The sequence below is a fragment of the Facklamia hominis CCUG 36813 genome, from assembly GCF_000301035.1.
GTDB classification, from domain to species: Bacteria; Bacillota; Bacilli; order Lactobacillales; family Aerococcaceae; genus Facklamia; species Facklamia hominis.
Genome location: NZ_JH932292.1, coordinates 1,361,935 through 1,383,314, shown reverse-complemented (window position 1 = coordinate 1,383,314; position 21,380 = coordinate 1,361,935). Strand labels below are relative to the sequence as shown.

Here is a 21,380-nt window from a genome sequence, read left to right as displayed (position 1 = left end):
TATGCACGACCAAAAAATTGCCCTTATCGATATCGGGTCGAACACCATTCGTTTAGTCATCTATGGCATTAATGCTTACTGTGATATGAACGAATTATTGAACTTAAAAACCCCTGCCAGGCTTTCTCAGTATCTCGATCAAACCAAATCAGGCGAAATCACTCTCAGTCCTCAAGGGATCAAAGTCCTAGTCGATACACTGACTGCCTTTCATCGAACCTGCCAAGCCCATAAAGTAAATGAAGAAATCATTCTTGCAACGGCTGCAATCCGTCAATCTCAAAACCAGGACGAAATTCGCCAAGCGATTAAAACAACAACTGGATCAACACTACGCATTTTATCCGAAAAGGAGGAAGCCAGTTACGGCCAGTATGCGGTTAACCACTCCTTATCCTTGGAAGACATGGTCACCATTGATATTGGAGGTGGTTCGTGTGAACTGACTCTCAGCCATAACAACTCACTCATCCACTACCACTCTTTCCCTTTTGGAGTGGTAACACTCAAGGAACGTTTCTTCAAAGACGTCCCCCATAATGACCCCCAAGCCATTGAGAACACCCGCAAATTCATTAAAGAGCAATTTAAAAGCTTAGACTGGCTTAAAAAATGTCAAGTGCCCCTTGTAGGTATTGGCGGATCCGCTCGGAACATCGCCCAAGTTTATCAACGGCTCACCGATTATCCGATTGCCGGTATTCATGGTTATCACCTCAGCCATAAAATGCTAGAGAAAACCTTAGACCTCTTTCAAAGCAAGTCACTCAAAGAACTTGATGATCTAGATGGACTGAGTTCTGACCGTCGGGATATTATTATTCCCGCCAATCTGGCCTTTCTAGAATTGTTTGCCTTGACCAAAGCCCCCACCTTCCTCATCTCAAAACAAGGATTACGTGAAGGGGTAATCATGCACTATCTCAACCAGCATTACAATCGCCCCTTTGATCCCGACTTAGTCAAGTCTCGCTCTGTCAGTCGAGCTTGTCGTGAATTCAAGGTAAATACAGTCAATGCTAGTACTCGAGCCAAATTGGCGATGGATCTCTACCGTCAACTCTGTGAACTCGGTCTCTTTAATTATCAATACAATCAGCAATTGGAAATCGAACTCGCCGCTTATTTATTCCAATGTGGGCAATTTATTGATCAAGAAGCCGATTCACAACATACCTTTTACTTACTATCCAACATGAATCTAGCTGGATTCAACCACAAAGAACGGGTTCGTTTAGCGATTCTGGCCTCTTTTCGTAATAAGTCTCTACTTAAGCAATATATCCAAGCTTTCACAGGTTGGTTTGACGATATGGAATTAGCCCAACTCATCAAACTCGGAGGCCTGCTTAAATTTTCCCAAGCACTTGACGATTCGCAGACCCACTCAATTCAAACCCTTAAACTCACAAAATCAAAATCATCCTATCAACTCAACCTCTATTGCAATGGCCCTGTTGTCGCCGAACAATACCGTGCCCAAAAACACGCCAAGCATCTAAAACGTGCCTTAGATGGTGCAAACTTATGTCTAGACTTTGTTCCTTTAGAATCACTTTCCTAGAATAAGGAGGAATTCACTCATGTCCTTGAAACCATTAATTCCGTCTAACAATTCAATCCCTTCGATACCTAATCCTGACTTTAATGATCCCTCGCTATATTTTAATCGTGAATTAAGCTGGCTCGATTTTAATCAACGCTGTATCCTCAATGCCTACGATCATCTCAACCCTTTTCTAGAACAACTTAATTTTATTGCGATTGCTTCTTCCAACTTGGATGAATTCTATATGGTTCGTGTTGCGGGGGTCTATGACCAACTTCTAGCCGGCGTCGCTATTGCCGAAAATAAAACCTATCAAACCCCCGATGAATTATTAGACCATATCATTGCACAGAACCAGAAGAATTTGCAACTTCAATACCAACGTTATCAAGAGCTCATTCAAGAGCTTCCGCAAACCGGCTATCAAATCAAACAAATGAAAGACCTCACTCATCAAGAAGTCGATCAAGTCCAAGCATACTTTGACCAACTCATTCTACCAACCCTATCCCCTTTAGCCATCGATGCCTATCGTCCTTTCCCTCATCTGGTCAATAAGGCCATCAACATCTATATTGACTTGAAAGAAGGTAAGCAAAGAAAACAAGCCATCCTCCCTATCCCTCAACTGTTGGATCGCTATTATTTACTAGAGGGGGACACCAATACCCTTATCTTAATTGAGGATATTATTATTTATTTCTTAGATTCGCTCTTCAAAGGCTATCAGATAAATCAAGCCTTTCCTTTCAGAATTACTCGCAATGCCGACTTTGACCTAGCTGAAGAGGAGGCTGACGATCTATTAGCCGTCATCGAAGACTATGTTCAAAAACGAAAAAATGGCATGGCCGTCCGTATCGAAATCGATCAGCGCTATTTTAACGGCTCTCCAAGCTTACCAGATAGTTTCTTCACCACGCATTTTGAGCTTGATTCGCGTCTAATTGACCAAATTGAAGGCCCCCTAGACTTGACCTATTTATTTAGCCTACGTCAACTGATTGGTCAAACAAATCCTCAGTTTTTATTTAAACCCTATCAGCCCTATCTTAACCCTAAGCTTCTAGGAGAAAAGCTTTTTGATGCTGCCCGTCAATCAGACCTTTATTTTCACCATCCCTACGATGACTTTAAACCGATTATTGAGCTAGTTAGCCATGCTGCGACTGACCCACAAACGATCAGCATCAAACAAACGCTTTACCGTGTTTCCAAGCACTCTCCTATCATTCAAGCCTTAAAATTGGCTGCACAAAATGGAAAAGAAGTTACCGTTCTTGTTGAATTGAAGGCCCGCTTCGACGAGGAAAACAACGTCTACTGGGCTAAAGAACTCGAAGAGGCCGGGTGTCATGTCTTATATGGGGTGTCCGAACTAAAAACCCACTCAAAAATCTGTCTCGTCATCCGAAAAGAAGGCGATCATATTCAACCCTATCTTCATTTAGGAACAGGCAACTATAACGATAAAACAGCAAAACTCTACACCGATATGGGGCTTATTACGACCCATCCTGGACTTTGTCAAGATGCGATTGAATTTTTTAACTATTTATCCGGTTATTGTCAAAGACCCGAATATCGCTATCTACATGTCTCACCTTTTGAAATTCGTGATTCCCTAATGGATGCGATTGACGAAGAAATAAGCTATCAAGAAGAATTTGGTAATGGTCACATCATTGCTAAGATGAATTCACTCACTGATAAATCCTTGATTCAGAAGTTATATCAAGCCAGTCAAGCTGGTGTCAAAATTGATCTCATCGTGCGCGGCATCTGCTGCCTTCGCCCCGGTATCAAGGGCATCTCTGAAACCATTCACGTCCGATCAATTGTTGGTCGCTTACTCGAGCATTCACGAATTTATTACTTCCACCGCAACGGTCAACAGCGTCTCTTCTTATCTTCCGCGGATATGATGACCAGAAACATGGTTAAACGGGTTGAAATCGAATTTCCCATACTGGATAAGAAGATCGAAGACAAAATCCTCAACTTCCTTAACTTACAACTATCGGATAACCAACATGCTTTCATTCTCGACTCTGCAGGAAAGTATCATTTGACTCGCCCCAACAATGAGCCGGCCGTTAATTCACAAGAAATCCTAATTCAAGATGCCGTCGACCGCCAGAAAAAGCTTCGTTCTCAACAAGACCAAAGCAAGACTCGTTTAGTAAGCCGCACTAAAAGAAGCCCTCGCTTACTTAGCAATCTTTGGCAGGCCTTAAAAGCCTGGTATCCGTTCAAATAAGCCATTTTCAAGGTGCTTTTTTTGCTAGCCCGTGATAGAATGTATCTGTATGCCCTAAATGGGACATTTAAGGAGGATTCTCATGATTAATGTATCAAATGTCAGTTTACAATTTTCTGATAGAAAATTATTCGATGATGTAAATATCACATTTTCACCCGGCAACTGCTATGGAGTCATTGGGGCTAATGGCGCCGGAAAGTCCACATTTCTAAAGATTCTATCGGGGGAAATCACCCCGACCACTGGCAACGTCTCTATGGACCCCCAAGAAAGACTCGCCGTCTTAAATCAAAACCACTATGGTTTTGAAGAACATCAAGTAATTGAAACCGTCATGATGGGTTATAAAGAACTGTATGACATCAAAAAAGAAAAGGATGCGATCTACCTCAAAGAAGATTTTTCTGAAGAAGATGGTGTTCGCGCTGGTGAACTTGAAGCTCACTTTGCAGAAATGGGTGGATGGGAAGCAGAAGCGCAAGCAGCAAACATGTTGCAAGGACTAGGTATCCCTACTGAAATGCACTATAGCCTTATGAGTGATTTAATTGAAGCGGATAAGATTAAGGTCCTACTAGCCCAAGCTCTTTTCGGTAAGCCAGATAATTTACTCTTAGACGAACCAACAAACGGTCTAGATGCCAAGGCAATTGACTGGCTTATTGATTTTATTATGGATTTCCCAAATACCGTGATCGTTGTTTCACACGACCGTCACTTCTTAAACACAGTCTGCACCCATATGGCCGATGTCGACTTTGGTAAAATCAAGCTCTATGTCGGAAACTACGACTTCTGGCTCAAATCCAGTCAACTAGCAGCTAAACTTCAAGCAGATCAAAATGCTAAAAAAGAAGAACAAATCAAAGAACTACAGACCTTTATCGCCCGCTTCTCAGCTAATGCCTCTAAATCAAAACAAGCCACATCTCGTAAAAAACTCTTAGAGAAGATCACCCTAGATGATATCCAACCTTCTAGCCGTCGTTACCCTTTTGTGGGCTTCTCTCCAGAGCGTGAAATTGGTAATGACTTATTACGAGTAGAGGGCTTAAGTAAAAAAGGTGATGATGAAATTCTCTTTGAAAATGTCTCATTCACTCTAAATCGTGATGATAAAGTAGCCTTTGTTTCAAAAAATGATAACGCCATCTCAGCTTTATTCGATATTCTCATGGGTAAAAGCCAAGCGGATTCAGGTAGTTTCGAATGGGGAGTTACCACTAGCCAGACCTATCTTCCCCGTAATTCATCGGACGAATTTGACGGAAATGATCTTACAATCGTTGACTGGCTAAGACAATATGCTAGCAAAGAAGAAAGCGACAACACCTTCTTACGGTCCTTCTTGGGACGGATGCTCTTCTCTGGTGAAGATGTCTTAAAATCCGTGAAAGTCCTCTCTGGAGGTGAAAAAGTTCGTTGTCTACTATCAAAAATGATGTTATCAAAGGCGAATGTTCTGGTTCTGGACCAACCGACTAACCATTTGGACTTAGAGTCCATTACCGCCTTAAATGACGGCCTCATTAAATTCAAGGGCGCCATCTTAATCGCCTCACACGACTACGAAGTTCTAAACACCACTGTTAATCGCGTCATTGAAATCACCCCAACCGGTGCCTATGACCGTATTAATACCACCTATGAAGAATTTGTCAATAATGATGACGTACAAGAACGTATCAAACAAATGTACCCTCAAGATTAATCCAAAACTCTAAAAGAGGAAGAAAAATTTATTTTCTCCATCTAAACTTATTTGTTATAATAAACTCAGATTGAAAAATGAAAGTGAAGTGAAATAATGGGTCGTAAATGGATGAATATTCGCGAAAAGAAAGCCAAAACTGACCAACAGACCTCGCGTATCTACGCAAAATTTGGAATTGAGATCTATGCTGCTGCAAAATCAGGAGATCCCAACCCAGAAACCAACCAAAAATTAAAATTTGTCGTAGACCGAGCTAAAACTTATAATGTTCCTAACCATGTCATTAACAAGGCCATTGAAAAAGCCAAAGGTTCCGATGATGAAACCTTCCAAGAACTTCGTTACGAAGGCTTTGGTCCTAATGGATCTATGATTATTGTGGATGCATTAACCAACAATGTTAACCGAACTGCCGCCAATGTACGGACCGCCTTTTCAAAAAACGGCGGAAACATGGGGGTTGCGGGTTCTGTATCATATATGTTTGACTCAACAGCCGTCTTTGCCTTCTCTGGTCAAGATGAGGAAGCAATTACACTGGCCCTCCTAGAAGCGGATATCGATGTAAAGGATGTGGTGAGCGAAGAAGATAGTTTGATTGTCTACGGCCAACCAGAAGATTATGCCTTGATTCGGTCTACCCTTGAATCCTTAGGAATCAAAGATTTTGATCTTGCAGAAATTCAAATGCTTGCTCAAAATGAAGTCGAGCTTAACGAGAGTGATTTAATCAAGTTTGAAAAGCTAATCGACGCCCTAGAAGATGATGAAGATGTTCAAAACGTTTATCACAACGTTGAGAACGCCTAATGAGTCCTACCCAACTCAATAAAACCTGCAGCCGATGAGTTGCAGGTTTTTAGTTTGTCTTTTTAAAATCAACGATAAAAAAATATAATAAATTCTTACCTAAATTAACAAAAACTTAACCTAAAGCATGAACAAATATGGTAGTATAAAGTTAATAAAAACCGTAGATAAGGAGCATAGTTATGAAAAAACTCTTAAAAAACACTATCACTAGCCTCATGGTCGTTACCAGCCTTTTAGGCTTCATTCTGCCTCAAACCTTTATTCAAGCAGAAGAAAAACCACTACAAGTTCAATTTGTCCCAACCAATAACGATGGATCAATGGAAGCTCGGGCCGAACCTTTCAGCAAATATCTCTCAGAAAAACTAGGTCGCCCAGTTAAAGTAACCTTAGCCACTGACTACTCAACCATTGTTCAAGCGATGGCTTCTGGCCAAGTAGATCTAGGAATTATGCCGCCTGCTGCCTATGTTCAAGCACGCGGTCTCAATGCGGCTCAAGCTATCTTAACCTCCAAACTAGGCGCCTATGACCCTGAAACAGGTCTTCCTATTGAAGGTGAAACAAGTGGATCTTTTAAAGCCGAAGTATTAGTCAAAGCTGATAGCCCGATTCAAAACTTAGAGGACCTTAAAGGTAAGAAAATTGCCACTCTGAGCCCAACCTCTGCTTCTGGTTATATTTATCCTATCGCAGAAATGAAAGAAAAAGGCATGAGTGTCAAAGATCTAACTTTAACCACTGTTAATGATATTCCAAGTATGATCACGTCCATTCTCAATGGTCAACAAGACGCAATGTTTTCATTCCAAGGAACCCGCGTAGTCTTTGGTCAAGCTTTCCCAGATAATGACTTAATGAAAGATTTAAGGGTGATCTACCTTAGTGAAGGTGATATCCCCAATGATGCCATTGCGGTTCAACCAAGTATGGATGAGAACCTAAGAAAACAAATCATCGAAGCCTTCAAATCAATGGCTGATAGTGACGAAGGAAAAGAAATTATGTCCCTATGGGGGCACGTCGGCTATACTGAAGCAGACGAGTCCGTTTATGATACGGTCGAAAAATACACACAAATCGCTGCTCAATAACCCATTATTTAATCAGTATCCTAGAGGCGACATCTTAATGCATGTCGCCTCTTATCTAAATATAAAGGAGATTAATCACTGTGATTGAAATAAAGAATGTCACTAAAATCTTTGATAATGGCGTGGTTGGTCTTAAGAACATTGACTTAACCATCCAACAGGGTGAATTTGTTTGTATCATTGGCTTAAGTGGCGCTGGCAAAAGTACTCTACTTCGAAGCCTCAACCGGCTCAATGATATTAGCCAAGGCGAAATATTAATCAATGGTCAATCATTAACCAAGGCCAACAGTAGACAACTACGACAAATGCGACGGCATATTGGCATGATCTTCCAACAGTTTAATTTGGTTAAGCGCAATACCGTTCAAAAGAATGTTTTGTCAGGTCGACTAGGCTACTATAATAACTTTCAAAGTCTATTTGGCTTATTCAGTCAAGAAGACTATCAGCGAGTTCAAACTGCCCTCGAAAAAGTGGGCTTAGCTGATAAATTAAAAGTTCGATCGGATGCCCTAAGTGGTGGTCAACAACAACGTGTATCCATTGCTAGAACGATTGTCCAAGAAGCAGAAATTATCCTAGCCGATGAGCCTGTTTCAGCCTTAGACCCTGTTACAGCTGAAACAGTCATGAACGACTTCAGTCGCTTAAATCGAGAACTTAACCGAACCATTATTATCAATATCCACTCCATACCTCTAGCTCGTAAATATGCCAGTCGAATCATCGGTATGCGTGATGGAGAGATCGTCTTTGATGGCCCCGCTAGTCAAGCAACGGATGCCAAACTCAGTGAAATCTACGGTACTGAAATCCTCCAAGAAGAAGCTCGTCAAATCCAAGATTCCTCTCAGGAAATCCCTGATGAGGACTTAGACACGCTTATCTTATAGAAACGGGTGATCCTATGCCATTAAAAGCAACCATTCACGATCAACTCATAAAAAAATTACTTATTGGATTAGTGATCCTTGCTCTATTTTGGGGGTCCGGTCAATTGATTGATGTTCAATGGGATGATCTAGTCAACAATCGTTCCCAAGCCCTACTCTTTTTAAGTGGATTTTTTAATCCAGAATGGTCCTATCTCCCTGAACTCATCCAACCAATGATTCAAACGATCCTGATGTCTATCGCTGGCACTTGCGTCGGTGTCCTATTTGCCATACCTGCTGCCTTTTTAGGAACTCATATTGTCACTCGCAATTCCTTTATTACCGGGCTATTTCGTGGTTTTTTCAGTTTAGTCCGAACCATCCCAAATCTTCTCTTAGCTGCAATTTTTGTGGCGATTGTCGGAATTGGTGAATTAACTGGTGTATTGACAATTGCTGTATTTACCTTTGGTATGGTCTCACAGTTAATCTTTGCTGCCATTGAAACAGTCGATGAAGGGCCCATTGAAGCGGATGAATCCATCGGTGCTACTCGGTTTCAAATTGCTCAAAATGCGATTTGGCCTCAAGTTAAAGAAGCTATCTTCGCCTATGCTCTCTATGCATTCGAAGTTAATATCCGAGCATCTGCCGTCTTAGGTTATGTTGGTGCAGGTGGAATCGGTGTACTGCTAAATTCTGCGCTAAGCTTCTTCCAATTCGGACGAGTTAGCTTAATTATTCTGATGATCTTGTTGATGGTCTTTATCACCAACGCTATTAGCCAATATATCCGAAAGGAAGTGATCTAATGGCTTCCCTAAAAACCTTCCCTGCTAAGCGCATCAATCAGATTCTTAGCTGGCTCTTGGTACTGGTCATCCTCTATTCCTTTATCAGTCTTGATTACAGCAATTTAGCCGCTCTTCGATCAAGTGATATTAGGCATATGTTTGCCGGTCTCCTAAAACCAGACTGGTCCTATGTCTATGATCAATCGAGCGAAGATCTCGTTCACCTAATGCTCGAAACTTTAGCGATCGCCTTCTACGGAACCCTGTTAGGAAGCGTCCTATCCCTGCCCTTTGTCTTATTAGCATCGAATGTGGTATGGGGAAGTTGGCGTTTTATCCCAGCCTTTGGACGTGGCTTATTAAATTTAATGCGATCAATCCCTGCCTTAATCTATGCCATCCTATTTGTTCGAATCGTTGGACCTGGTGCCTTCGCAGGAGCTTTAGCTCTAGGCGTACAACTCATTGGGATGCTAGGAAAACTAGTCAGTGAGGAGCTCGACCGATCAGATCCTATCCCCGTTGAAGCGATGCAAGCGTCAGGGGCTTCCTCTCTACAAAGCTTCCAGTACGCACGGATTCCACAAGTTATTTCCCTAGCAGTGAGTCATGTGATTAATCACTTTGAAATCAATGTTCGTAGTGCAACAACCTTGGGCTTAGTTGGGGCTGGAGGCATCGGTGCTCCCGTAATATTCGCCCTCCAGCAACGCAACTGGAATCGAGTTAGCATCATTCTGTTAGCGATCATTATTGTGGTTATCATCATTGACTTTATTTCCACTCGGCTGCGAAAAGCCTTAAGATAGGAGACCTTTATGTCCATACGTATCCTTTCAACCACTGACATGCACGCTAGCAAATTAGGAATGACCCTTGATTTTACATCACTCAAGCCTGATCTTCTAATCGATAATGGTGACTTTCTCATTGGAAACCTCTTTTCCTTATATTGTTATCTAAAAAAAGAGATAAGCCCTTTGACTCGTTTAGCCAATGACTTGGGTTATGACGTAATGATTCCAGGTAATCACGATTTAGACTATGGACTTGATTGGCTACGATCACAAGTCAAAGCACTCAAGGCCCCCTATATCTGTGCAAACCTTTATGATGCTTGTAATCAGCGCATATTCCCAGCCTACCATATTCATTCTTTAGCTAATGGCCAAAAAATTCTCGTAATCGGGCTTTTGACGGGCGCTTTTAGCCAACTTACAAAGGAGTCCTTTGTTTGTCAAAGCTTGGTTAAAGACCCCATTCAAACGCTTGATCAAGTTCTTCACGACATCGAGAGCCAAGGAATTTCAACGGACCTTTTATGTGTCGCTTATCATGGGGGAATTCTTCAAGATCCTGTCAATGGTAAATGGCTATACTATCCAAGCGTTGAAGATCAAGCCTATGACCTAATGAATCGCTTCCCACAAATCGATAGTTTAATTTGTGGTCACCAACATTTTGTCAATGCCGCCTGCCATCCTAATGGTGTTGCTATGGTGCAACCCGGTAGTCACGGTCGCTATATTGGTCTTCAAGAATTCGATCATGGACAAGTCCAAAAGAATCAGGTGCTCTCAAGTAATGAAGCTATACCCAATTACTGTCAGCGTGAATATCTAGAAGACATCCTCACCGATTATCAGGACTGGCTAAAAACAACCATTAATCTTGAGGCTTTCGCTCAATATTTAAGAGAAACTTACGACGCCGATCGATGCTGCCTCGATCTAGGCAAAGACCTCAGCTTAGCGAGTATCCAGCAAAAGTTAATACCACCCTTTCCTGTAAGTAGTTACTTGATTGAAGGTGAGCGTCTGATTGAATGCTACTACGCCTATCAAAAAAAACACCCTCATATATACTTGTCCCCTAGTCTTGATGACTTAAGAAAAGATCAAACATACAAAGTCATTGCCAGCCCAGGAATATTACCACCGGAACGTCTTCGAGAAGACCACCTAGCACCAGTCCTTGAAGATTATCTATTCACTCAAATAAAACCTGATTGGCTTTCATAACCACTTCAAATCTCATCTTTTCTGAATCCCTTGAACCCTATCTGACACTAAAACACAAAACCGACCTCGGAGAATCAATGTTCCGTTGACTCTCCGGGGTCGGCTTTTCATTATTTACTTGTATATTACCCTCCAAGATAGGCCTTTTGAACCGCATCGGATGCCAAAAGCTCCTGACCACTGCCACTCAAGACAATCTGACCTGATTCGAGAACATAAGCCTGATCCGCAATTTCTAGCGCCTTATTCGCATTTTGCTCAACTAAGAGAATCGTTGTGCCCTGATCATTAATATCTTGAATAATATTAAAAATTTCATTAATAAAAATAGGTGCCAACCCCATCGACGGCTCATCTAATAGCAATAACTTTGGCTTGGTCATTAAAGCTCGCCCCATCGCTAACATCTGTTGCTCGCCCCCTGATAGAGTGGCTGCATCTTGTTTATTCCGCTCTTTTAAAATTGGAAAGCGTTGATAGACCGCCTCTAAATCAGCCTGAATCGCTGATTTATCCTTGCGTAAGAAGGCTCCCATCTCTAAATTCTCTGCAACAGATAAGCCAGGGAAAATCCGCCGGCCTTCGGGAACTTGGACCAATCCCGCTTTAACAATCTCCTGAGCCGATTTTTTCATCAAATCTTGCCCCAGATACGTTATCTGCCCTGCTTGGGCCTTAATTAAACCCGATAAGCTTCTTAAAATCGTTGACTTACCCGCTCCATTCGCCCCAATCAAGGTTACAATACTTCCTTCTTTTACTTCAAAAGATACCTCTTTAATCGCCTTGATCATACCATAAGATACCTGTAAATCTGTCACTTGTAACATCTATAACCCCTCCAATGACTGTCTTTATATTAAGAAGACCCGACGGGGTTTCTCATAAATCGTTAAGCTAATTCTAATATAATCATTCGGTTTAGGCAAGGTTCTTTTTCTGAAAGTTTCAAAAATTGTATAAATGGATTATATATCTTCCTCAAAAACCAATTTAAATCAAGTTAATCTTGATAATCAGTATGTAAATTTTCTCTTTTACAAAGTTATAAATTGTGTTAGAATAACACCAACCCAAAATTGGGTAACTTTTATTAGATTGAGGTGGCAAATGGAACTTTTATTACAAATCAATAGTTATTTATACTATCCGATTTTAATTATTATTCTAATCGGTGCAGGCCTTTATTTCACAGTGAGAACCGGCTTTTTACAAATTTCTCTTTTTCGAGAATCTCTAAGGGTTCTCAAAGAAAAACCCCATGATGGTGAAGTATCTTCCTTCCAAGCCTTAATGATCTCAACTGCATCCCGTGTAGGAACCGGAAATATTGTGGGTGTCGCTCAAGCCATCTGCCTAGGAGGCTACGGAGCCGTCTTTTGGATGTGGCTCATTGCTTTAATTGGAGGTTCTTCAGCCTTTATCGAATCAACCTTGGCACAAATCTACAAGCGTAAGGGAGAAGATGGTAGTAGCTACGGAGGCCCTAGTTATTATATTGAAATTGCCTTAGGTTCACGCTTTTTTGGAGTTCTTTTTGCCATATTTTTAATTTTGACCTATGCCGTAGGTTTTAATATGCTCGCATCCTTTAATATGACTGACTCATTCCGAGTCTATGACTTCTTTGTTGAAGGGCAAACCTCTTGGATTATCGGAGCCTGCCTAGCTCTCGTGGCGGGTTACTGCATCTTAGGAGGCGGGAAACGAATTATCAAGGCTACCTCTACAGTAGTACCTTTGATGGGAATTCTATTCGTGGCGATGGCTCTATTCATGATTATTCGCCATATTCATTTCATGCCTGTCGTTTTTAAGAATATTTTTGCTGATGCCTTTAACTTTCAAGCCATATTTGGCGGATTAGCTGGCTCCGCCTTGGTCCACGGGATTAAGCGAGGTCTATATTCCAACGAAGCAGGTATGGGATCTGCCCCCAACGCCGCCGCCGCAGCAGATGTTTCTCATCCAGTTAAGCAAGGTCTCGTTCAAATGTTCTCTGTCTTCTTAGATACTTTAGTAATTTGTTCAGCAACAGCCTTTATGGCCATGGCATCCGGTGTGGAAGCAACCCCTGAATTAGCAGGAGCTGCCTATGTCCAAGAATCCTTATCTACTGTCTTTGGGCACTTCGGTTATATCTTTATTACCCTTTCCTTGACCCTCTTTGCCTTTACTACCTTATTAGGAAACCTCTATTATGTCGATAGTTGCTTAACCTATCTCAATAAAAAGACTCCTTCCAAAACTTTCATGTTAGTATACCGCCTAATTGCTATCGGTTTAATCTTCTTGGGTAGCAGCTTAAAAATGGATTTTGCATGGAATATCGCTGACTTTTTAATGGCTTTAATGGTCTTAGTAAATATTCCTGCCATTCTACTCTTAGGAAATCAAGCCATTGCGGCGCTTAACGACTATAAGAAACAATCCCAAGCCGGCTTAGACCCTCATTTTGTAGGAAGTCATATTGGTATCGATGAGAGTAAACTCGATTATTGGAAATAAACCGTCTCAAAGCAAGCATTTTGCTTGCTTTTTTAATGCAGTCAAGGATTATTTAACAAAAGTCTTATAACATAGCCCTTACCTTTAGCTGACTTTTTGATATAATAAGGAAGATGTGTCGATTATAAAAATTTATTGGAGGAAGTATAAAATGAGCGAGTTAAGTTCGTGGTCTCAAATTGACTGGCATTTAATTGCGGGAGGCTTAGGTTTATTTCTTTTTGGTGTTAAATTAATGGGGGATAGCCTTACTAAATTTGCAGGGACAAAAATTCGGGATTATATTGAAAAATATACATCCAATCCCTTGATGGCTGTATTAGTAGGAATTATTATGGCCGGTCTCATCCAGTCCTCTTCAGCTGCCACCGTTATCGCCATCTCTCTGGTTCGTTCCGGATTAATGGGGCTCAACCAAGCCATTGCCATTATTTTAGGAGCTAATATCGGGACAACCGTCACTGCCATTTTGATTGGCTTCCAATTAGACTATTTGGCTTACTTCATTCTTTTAATCGGTGTATTCATCGCTCTTATGGCCTCCAAGAAAAAAACAATCTATTTAGGAGAAGTTATTATTGGATTTGGGCTTCTATTTATTGGCCTTAACATTATGGGTGATGCCTTAAAAGAACTCCAATATATTCCTGGATTTTCAGATATTGTTATTCGCTTGAGTAAACAACCCATTCTCGCAGCTTTAATTGGGGCAGCAGTAACCGGCGTCATTCAATCTTCCTCTGCGATTGTCGGAATTATCCAAACCCTCTATGCCACTCAATCCATCAGCTTAGTTGCGGCCTTAGGCTTGGTATTTGGAGCCAATATCGGAACAACCGTTACCGCTGCTCTTGCTGCTGTTGGTGGAAGTTTAGCGGCACGACGCACTTCCTTGTTCCACTTTATATTTAATGTTTCGGTATCTATTTTATTTCTAGCAATTATCGGTCCTTACGAACATTTTATTCTCTATCTCACAGAAGCATTTCATCTAAACAGCATGATGACCGTCGCCGTAGCTCATTTCTTATTTAACTTTATCGGCATGGTTATCTTCTTACCAATTATTCCTAAATGTGTTCAATTGCTTAAAAAAATCATGCCTGGTAAGGATCGTCTTGATCTTGAATTTGGTAAAATTCAACTTGACGAAGCAATGGTTAAGACCTTCCCTTCCGTTGCTCTAGTTCAAGCTAAAACAGCCATTCTTCAAGTCGCAGATATTTCTCTTAAATCACTAGAAAGCTCAAAACAATATCTAATTACCAAGGATAAAAAGTACTTTAATGAAGTCAATCAACTGGAGGATATGATTAACTCACTCGATACCAAAATTGAAAGTTATCTCCTAAAAATTGCCAAACAGTCACTCTCTGAAGAATTAGCTGACGAATATTCAGCCAATCTACAAGTCCAGAAGAATTTCGAACGGATCGGAGACCTCTCACAAAATCTCGTGGAATACTTTGAAATGATATATGATGCTGGCGAGTCCCTCCAGGAAGAAGCCATGACCGAACTCACCTCTATCTACGAGCTCTTAATCCATATGTATGCTGAAGGAGTGGCTGTCTTCAAGGATGGCGACCATCATATCTTTGAAGTCATGAAAGAAGACGAAAACAACTTAAACCATATTGAATATAAACTGCGCGCTTCTCACTTTAGACGATTAACCTCACAGCACGAAGAAGCAACTGTTGCCACTTCACTATTTGTGGATATCTTAGGAGCGCTTGAACGGATCGGAGACCATACCTTTAATATCGCTCGTTTGACATTCGATCCAATTAAAACCCACGGAGAAAAGACCCTACTCACTGATGAACCTCTAGAGGTCCCTTCAGAAGCTTTAAACTAAAAATATAAATACACCGCTCGAAAATCAGCTTCAGTGCTAACTTTCGAGCGGTTTTTTACTAGCCACTAGTTATTTATTCTTAACTAATTGTTTTCCTTCCAATGTCAAATAAATCGGTGACTGCTCCATTGAAACATCCTTTTTATAATGATGGGCCACTTCAATAACCGTAGAATCTAATTGCGCTAAAATCTGACGAACAATCGCTGCGTTCTTTGCATCCAAGGCTGACGTCGCTTCATCGACTAAGAGGATTGGCTTATGATGGACAATGGCTCTAGCTATTTCCAACCGTTGTTTTTGTCCCCCAGAAAGATTCATCGTCTTAGGATCGTAGCGCAAATCTAAGATATCCTTGCCTAATTCCTTAGCCAAACCCACCTGTTCTAGCACCTCCGTTAAGACTTGATCGTTGATCGGCTTTCCAAGGCAGAGATTGTTACGAATGGTCGTTTGAAATAGAACAGGATCTTGGTTAATTCGAGATATTAAATGAGTCAATCCTTGACAGACTTGCCCGGATCCTTGGCTTAAGTATATTTTCCCCTGGTTAGGTTCAAGCACACCCTGCATTAAATCCAAAAGAGTCGTTTTACCAGTACCAGAAGCACCAGAAATAAGATATTTCTTCCCATAATCAAATTGATAGGATAAATTCTTAAAGATCTCACGTTCACCATAGGCAAAATCGACAGCTTCTAAGACCAAATCTGGCTCAAACATTTCTTCATGATCTCCAGATGCTTGAACTTCTTTAATTACTTCATATATCTTTTGCCGAGCATCTTTAGTAGTGGATATTTGATTAAGCATCATGCCAACACGACGCAAAGGGTAAATGACTCGATCACTTGCCAAAAACATTGCAATAACAACTCCGGCTTCAATTCGACCTTGTATAACCAGGTATAAGGCAACCGTAATAGGCACAATGTAGGACAACCAGGATAATACCCCTGCTATAAAATTTACAAGACTTTGCAAATTTGCAAAATGACGATTGGTATTTTCAGCATTTTCTAACTTATCATGGACTTGACCAGTGGCAAAATCATACGCATCATAGGTTCGAACTGTTTTACGACCTGCAAATATACTCTTTAAAGAGGCAGTAAACGATTCATTGGCTTGAGACCAATCAACTGATTTTTGTTCGATGCGAGTCCCGAATAATTTAGCAGGTAGCATGGGTAAAAACGAGAAAATAATAAAAAGAAGGGCGACCATTGGACTCAAATAAAGCAAATACCCCATCGACACCACGCCCATCACGGTCATGGAAATAACATCCAACACAATATCCAAATAGTTAGATTCCACCAGCTTAAAGTCATTTAACATAAAAGAAACAATTTCATCCGTGTCTGAATGAGAATTAGCCTTTTTTAACTTATTAGCAATATAACAATCTTTGACATGCATATTCAAATGATAAGTCAATTGACTCCTTAAGACTGCATTCAACAAGTTAGCAAGCATAATCACGCTATATATCAGAATCGCACCCAGACTAAATCGAATCAGACTTCCTATGCTTGAATCCACTGTAAACCTTGTTACTGCAGAGATAACCATTGATAGGACGACACCATCGAAAGCAGATATAACCATGGTTATGAAAATTAAAAGCCACAAATATTTAGGCGAGTGCTTAAATAAATATTTAATATCCAACTTAGATCCTTCTTTCTTAAAAATTATTATATTAAAATAAAATAACACATTAAGGTCTTGGTTATTTATTCATATAATCTTTTAAAACTTCATCACAGAACATCAACGGATTCTGAAATTGATGATGATCCATACGAAAATAAAACGCATATATTCCCGCATTTCCAGCTCCTAATCCAACATCTAATTTATCAATCGGTTGAGAAGGAAAAAGATATTTTCCATCCTTATAAGCCTCCATAGCATTTAATCCTTCAAAATTATTTAAGGCCTGATTCAAGTATTGATTTTCACCCAAATAATAGTAAAGATCCAAATTCACTTGACCAAGGCCCGCTATGCCTTCAAAATATCCAGGAGATACTGAAAATTTCACATCCAATGCTGGTGCTAAGCAATTAATCCAATCTAGATAATCTTTTCTTTTAGTTATAATGAAATAACGCAGCAAGACTGCCAAAACGCCAGCTGTTCCCTCACAAAAATAAGGATAAATAACATCATCCGCAAGATTGCTTGGATAACCATATTGATAGGTGTCTATGGATCTAACTGATAGGAGATCTTTTTCCAAAAGTTGTTGACCTAATTCTAAATATCTTTTATTTTCCGTCACTACATATAAATAGAGTAAATATAAAGCAACCCCTGATTTACCTTTTGATAATCCAATCTGTGGAAGATCTAGAAGAATATCCTTATTATTATAGAATATATCTCCTAATTCTTTTGATCTTTCTAAGTAGCAATTTTTTTTAAGCGTTAGATAATAACGCAAATTAACGAGTGCAACTCCTGCCAACCCCTCAGAAAAACTCCAATCTGAAATTGAATTATCTGTAGGTTTTGGAATTGATTGAAGTATCTTCTCACCCATTCGAAATTTATGCTTTAACAGTGTGATTGCAATACCTGAACGACCTTCAAATAGTCCTTCTCTAGCTGGTGGTTTATCTAGATAAAGTGAAATCAGCCAATTTTCATATTTTTCCAAAAAATCATTCGAACAGCTTTCTATACTCTGCAATATATAGAGTAATCCAGATAAGCCATTAGCAAACGACAACTTATATTCTGACCTCGGGAAAATGTTTAAATGATAATTAATAAAATTTGGTATAAGCTCAAATAAGTCTCTTTTTCTTTTAACTAGTAAACTCTCACTATTAGAAAAATCAAATTTCCACGCTTCTTGTAGCTTAGAATTATCAGTTACAGGATTTTCTACAATCATACGCATCCATATTTTCACTTGATCAAAATTAGACTTGTCATTTGCCCACTGTAGCATTGCCCATGTTTTAAAAATTAAAGGATTTAAATTCATATCACTTATCAATTCCATTAAATAACGCCTTAAATACCCAGTTTGAAAATCTTTTAAGTACGATCTTGGAATTAATAAATCATACAAAATCCACGCCAAAGACTCATAATCTATATTAGAAATATCTCTTCCTAACCGATCTAAACTTGACAATGTAGTTAAAAAATCTTTTACCGGCTTGTTAATAGGAAAAACAGATTCTAAATCTATCATTTTAATACATCTATTTTCCAATAATAAAAGGTTATCTAAAGATAAATCAGCTAATATATACCCCGTATGATGTACTTCTATAATAAAATCTAATATTTGTTTTATTAAATCCATAACATCTTTTATATATGTTTCAATCAAACTCTTATCGGTTTGATGTTTTTGATTCATAAACGGATTTCGATTACTTGAAAATTGTCTAAGAGTCTGACCTTTAATCCATTCTTCAGCAATGAAATAATGTTCCCATTCAAAAAAAGCATCTAACAATCGTGGAAGCTGTCTTAAGTCTTGATTCCCTTGCAAAAAACTCACTTCATTCTTACGTCGATCGATAGAATCTAAATGATCCTCAAAAGATAAACAAGTATAAGGCCTAGATTCTTTTAAAATTACACGCTTATCATGATATAGCGCTTGATAAACCCCACCACTATTAGTAAAACGGATAGGAGTAATCTCTTTATAATTATCAAATAAATAAGATCGTTCCTCATCAAATTCAATAAAATTAAAAGGATCATTAATAAAATCTGGTAGAACAAATTCAGGCTGTCTTTGGTCAGCAATCAAATCACCCTGAGGAGTAATCAAAGCTGCTTGTTTATGGTAATCATCAGCCCACATCAATTGATACCCGCCATAACGGTAATATAACACCTTACAATCTTTATATCGGTGATCAGTAAGAATATAAGGTCCACTATAACCGCTTATTTTTTCATATAAATTCTCAATCACCTTCTCAAACTCTGCTTGATCTTCAGTATAAACAGTAATAAACTTACCTGCCTGAACTCTTGAATAACCCTTTAAACTTGTCAATGTTAATAGATACTTGTTTGCTACAAATTTAAAAGATATTTCATTACAATTTGCTACCTCAGAAAGAGCTAATAATAAGTCCTGTGAATTATAAATATTTGTTGAAATGTGTATTTTCCATCCCTGAACAGGTAGAGCTTGCTTCAAATTAAAAAAACAAGTATATATTCCAGATCTCTCAACTTTATATTTACATCGATCATTCAAACTATTATCCAATAGGTTAAGATACTCTTCCTTAGGTGATATGTCCTCTATATTTTGATAATACAAGCTAGATTGACAATGATTTAATAGTACTTCAATTGACATATTAACTACTCCTATCATTAAGAATCCCTAGCAAATATTACATTTTCACTAGGGATTCAAAAACAAGTCTTAACCAAGGTGACAAACAATACTAAAAGTTGACCATCCTTCAGAATGCCCTGCTCCATTAGGACTAACCACTGGTTTAGTTTGTAAGCGTAATACTGACATGGTGCACCTCCCTAAAATATTTAAAGAAATAATTCAATACGAAAAGATAGGTCCCAAAATAGCATAATAATTAACGAACACATTACCCTGCTACTGTTATATATCTCTTCTTATTAATTAAATCTTTATAATTTCATTATAAAGATTTAGGTAAAAACGACCATGACAAGAATGTCAGGAGACAATCTTGTCATGAATATTTTCTCATTTTATTACTCACTTAAAAAGTCAAAAATCACTTCATCACATTGAAAAGGCTTTATTTATTTGCTAAAATATTATTAATACAAAAAGGAGCGTAAAAGGAGCGTAAAGTATGCATTCAAAAAAAGAATTGGGAAAAAAGATTCGATTACTTAGAGAAACAAACCAATTAAGTCGTGAGACTTTCTGTGAAGATGAATCTCAATTAACCGTAAGACAACTTGCTCGCATTGAGAGTGGACAATCCCTTCCAAGTCTTTACAAGCTTGAATTTATATGCAATCAATTACACATACCGCTTTCTTTTTTGTTAGAAGAAAAGTACTTGACTCCTCCATTTGAATACTATCAAATAAAAGATCGCTTAATGAACTTTGCAAGTTATGGACTCAAAGATAAAATTCAAGAAAAAGATGACCTTTATGAAATAGTTTTTCAAAAATACTATGACTATTTACCAGAAGAAGAACAGATCGCCATTGATATTATGCATGCAACTTCAGATGTCGTAAACGAACACATAGATCTCTATGGACAAGCCATTATAGATGACTATTTTGATCAAGTTAAACTGAAATCCTCCTACACCTTAAATGATTTATTAATTATTCGTTTATATTTATCGCAAGTAGATTTTACCAATGAACAATATTTTGATGATAATTTAATTGATACTATGTTAAGTAAGGTCTTAAACCAAGTAGATTTTATTCATTATAATATGGTTAACTTTGGTATTAGCTTTTATATTGATTCAATCACAACATTATTTCATTATAAAAATTTTAATAGAATAGAAGAAATTTTGACTTGCTTAGATACTTTAATTCATATTGACAAAAAAGCAGAAGATCTCATCATCTGCACAATGCTAAAAGCTAAATGGTATCTTTATGCCAAAAATAGCATACCCATGACAAAATACTTTTATCAACAAGCAATTGATTATGCAAATCTTTTCAATGAAGTATTCCTAGCAGATAAATTAACAGATGAACTCGAACTTGACCTAAAAAGATATGCTACTGGAAAATTCGATTTAGAATAATTTTTATTCTTAATTGATAATTTAATAATAGAAAGGAGATCCAATTCATGAGTCAATTATTAATAATTCACCCATCTCTAGACACAGACTCCGCTAAAATTGAATGGTGGG

At 38.8% G+C, this 21,380-nt stretch carries 15 protein-coding genes; 12 read left to right on the top strand and 3 right to left on the bottom strand.

What is annotated here, in order from left to right:
* Position 1 precedes the first annotated feature (1 nt).
* The 9 genes from HMPREF9706_RS06450 (at position 2) to HMPREF9706_RS06410 (ending at position 11,126) form a co-directional block, all read left to right on the top strand.
* Complete coding sequence (locus HMPREF9706_RS06450; RefSeq protein WP_006908555.1) at positions 2–1,564, top strand: Ppx/GppA phosphatase family protein; 1,563 nt, start codon at positions 2–4, stop codon at positions 1,562–1,564.
* A 19-nt stretch (positions 1,565–1,583) separates the two neighbouring features.
* Positions 1,584–3,809, top strand: coding sequence for an RNA degradosome polyphosphate kinase (locus HMPREF9706_RS06445; RefSeq protein ID WP_006908554.1), 2,226 nt, complete (start codon positions 1,584–1,586; stop codon positions 3,807–3,809).
* Positions 3,810–3,891: 82 nt separating this feature from the next.
* Positions 3,892–5,523: an ABC-F family ATP-binding cassette domain-containing protein gene (locus HMPREF9706_RS06440; protein WP_006908553.1), complete on the top strand. Its 1,632-nt coding sequence runs from the start codon at positions 3,892–3,894 to the stop codon at positions 5,521–5,523.
* Positions 5,524–5,619: 96 nt separating this feature from the next.
* Positions 5,620–6,336, top strand: a complete 717-nt coding sequence (locus HMPREF9706_RS06435) for a YebC/PmpR family DNA-binding transcriptional regulator (RefSeq protein WP_006908552.1) — start codon at positions 5,620–5,622, stop codon at positions 6,334–6,336.
* 176 nt (positions 6,337–6,512) lie between these two features.
* Positions 6,513–7,433 (top strand): phosphate/phosphite/phosphonate ABC transporter substrate-binding protein, encoded by a 921-nt coding sequence (locus HMPREF9706_RS06430; protein WP_269208132.1) that lies wholly within the window; start codon positions 6,513–6,515, stop codon positions 7,431–7,433.
* 80 nt (positions 7,434–7,513) lie between these two features.
* Positions 7,514–8,329 carry a phosphonate ABC transporter ATP-binding protein gene (gene phnC / locus HMPREF9706_RS06425; protein ID WP_006908550.1) on the top strand — a complete coding sequence of 272 codons (816 nt, stop codon included), beginning with the start codon at positions 7,514–7,516 and terminating at the stop codon, positions 8,327–8,329.
* 14 nt (positions 8,330–8,343) lie between these two features.
* Positions 8,344–9,123 carry a phosphonate ABC transporter, permease protein PhnE gene (gene phnE, locus HMPREF9706_RS06420; RefSeq protein ID WP_006908549.1) on the top strand — a complete coding sequence of 260 codons (780 nt, stop codon included), beginning with the start codon at positions 8,344–8,346 and terminating at the stop codon, positions 9,121–9,123.
* The gene (phnE, locus tag HMPREF9706_RS06415) at positions 9,123–9,914 is read left to right on the top strand and encodes a phosphonate ABC transporter, permease protein PhnE (RefSeq protein WP_006908548.1); all 792 of its coding nucleotides are present in this window, start codon (positions 9,123–9,125) and stop codon (positions 9,912–9,914) included. The genes phnE (HMPREF9706_RS06420) and phnE (HMPREF9706_RS06415) overlap by 1 nt, the downstream gene beginning before the upstream one ends.
* Positions 9,915–9,923: 9 nt before the next feature.
* On the top strand, positions 9,924–11,126 hold the full coding sequence (locus HMPREF9706_RS06410; RefSeq protein ID WP_006908547.1) for a metallophosphoesterase: 1,203 nt from the start codon (positions 9,924–9,926) through the stop codon (positions 11,124–11,126).
* Positions 11,127–11,251: 125 nt separating this feature from the next.
* On the opposite strand, the gene HMPREF9706_RS06405 is transcribed toward HMPREF9706_RS06410, so the two are convergent.
* Positions 11,252–11,956 carry an ABC transporter ATP-binding protein gene (locus HMPREF9706_RS06405; RefSeq protein ID WP_006908546.1) on the bottom strand — a complete coding sequence of 235 codons (705 nt, stop codon included), beginning with the start codon at positions 11,954–11,956 and terminating at the stop codon, positions 11,252–11,254.
* Between the two features lie 280 nt (positions 11,957–12,236).
* On the opposite strand from HMPREF9706_RS06405, the gene HMPREF9706_RS06400 reads away from it, so the two are divergent.
* Together HMPREF9706_RS06400 and HMPREF9706_RS06395 are read left to right on the top strand one after the other, a co-directional pair.
* The gene (locus HMPREF9706_RS06400) at positions 12,237–13,634 is read left to right on the top strand and encodes an alanine/glycine:cation symporter family protein (RefSeq protein WP_006908545.1); all 1,398 of its coding nucleotides are present in this window, start codon (positions 12,237–12,239) and stop codon (positions 13,632–13,634) included.
* A gap of 151 nt (positions 13,635–13,785) precedes the next feature.
* A complete protein-coding gene (locus HMPREF9706_RS06395) occupies positions 13,786–15,495 on the top strand; it encodes a Na/Pi cotransporter family protein (RefSeq protein WP_006908544.1) in 1,710 nt (569 codons plus the stop codon).
* 69 nt (positions 15,496–15,564) lie between these two features.
* On the opposite strand, the gene HMPREF9706_RS06390 is transcribed toward HMPREF9706_RS06395, so the two are convergent.
* Together HMPREF9706_RS06390 and HMPREF9706_RS06385 are read right to left on the bottom strand one after the other, a co-directional pair.
* Entirely contained in the window at positions 15,565–17,169 is a 1,605-nt protein-coding gene (locus HMPREF9706_RS06390) for an ATP-binding cassette domain-containing protein (RefSeq protein ID WP_006908543.1), read from the bottom strand.
* Positions 17,170–17,230: 61 nt separating this feature from the next.
* Complete coding sequence (locus HMPREF9706_RS06385; RefSeq protein WP_006908542.1) at positions 17,231–19,846, bottom strand: class III lanthionine synthetase LanKC N-terminal domain-containing protein; 2,616 nt, start codon at positions 19,844–19,846, stop codon at positions 17,231–17,233.
* Positions 19,847–20,333: 487 nt separating this feature from the next.
* Here HMPREF9706_RS06385 and HMPREF9706_RS06380 point away from each other — a divergent pair, with 487 nt between their 5' ends.
* Positions 20,334–21,269 carry a helix-turn-helix transcriptional regulator gene (locus tag HMPREF9706_RS06380; RefSeq protein WP_006908540.1) on the top strand — a complete coding sequence of 312 codons (936 nt, stop codon included), beginning with the start codon at positions 20,334–20,336 and terminating at the stop codon, positions 21,267–21,269.
* Positions 21,270–21,380: the final 111 nt, after the last annotated feature.

Excerpts from the sequence above, each read along its gene's own strand:
- HMPREF9706_RS06450 (WP_006908555.1), top strand. The coding sequence starts at position 2 with ATGCACGACCAAAAAATTGCCCTTATCGATATCGGGTCGAACACCATT.
- HMPREF9706_RS06445 (WP_006908554.1), top strand. The coding sequence starts at position 1,584 with ATGTCCTTGAAACCATTAATTCCGTCTAACAATTCAATCCCTTCGATA.
- HMPREF9706_RS06440 (WP_006908553.1), top strand. The coding sequence starts at position 3,892 with ATGATTAATGTATCAAATGTCAGTTTACAATTTTCTGATAGAAAATTA.
- HMPREF9706_RS06435 (WP_006908552.1), top strand. The coding sequence starts at position 5,620 with ATGGGTCGTAAATGGATGAATATTCGCGAAAAGAAAGCCAAAACTGAC.
- phnE (WP_006908549.1), top strand. The coding sequence starts at position 8,344 with ATGCCATTAAAAGCAACCATTCACGATCAACTCATAAAAAAATTACTT.
- phnE (WP_006908548.1), top strand. The coding sequence starts at position 9,123 with ATGGCTTCCCTAAAAACCTTCCCTGCTAAGCGCATCAATCAGATTCTT.
- HMPREF9706_RS06410 (WP_006908547.1), top strand. The coding sequence starts at position 9,924 with ATGTCCATACGTATCCTTTCAACCACTGACATGCACGCTAGCAAATTA.
- HMPREF9706_RS06405 (WP_006908546.1), bottom strand. The coding sequence starts at position 11,956 with ATGTTACAAGTGACAGATTTACAGGTATCTTATGGTATGATCAAGGCG.
- HMPREF9706_RS06400 (WP_006908545.1), top strand. The coding sequence starts at position 12,237 with ATGGAACTTTTATTACAAATCAATAGTTATTTATACTATCCGATTTTA.
- HMPREF9706_RS06395 (WP_006908544.1), top strand. The coding sequence starts at position 13,786 with ATGAGCGAGTTAAGTTCGTGGTCTCAAATTGACTGGCATTTAATTGCG.
- HMPREF9706_RS06385 (WP_006908542.1), bottom strand. The coding sequence starts at position 19,846 with ATGTCAATTGAAGTACTATTAAATCATTGTCAATCTAGCTTGTATTAT.
- HMPREF9706_RS06380 (WP_006908540.1), top strand. The coding sequence starts at position 20,334 with ATGCATTCAAAAAAAGAATTGGGAAAAAAGATTCGATTACTTAGAGAA.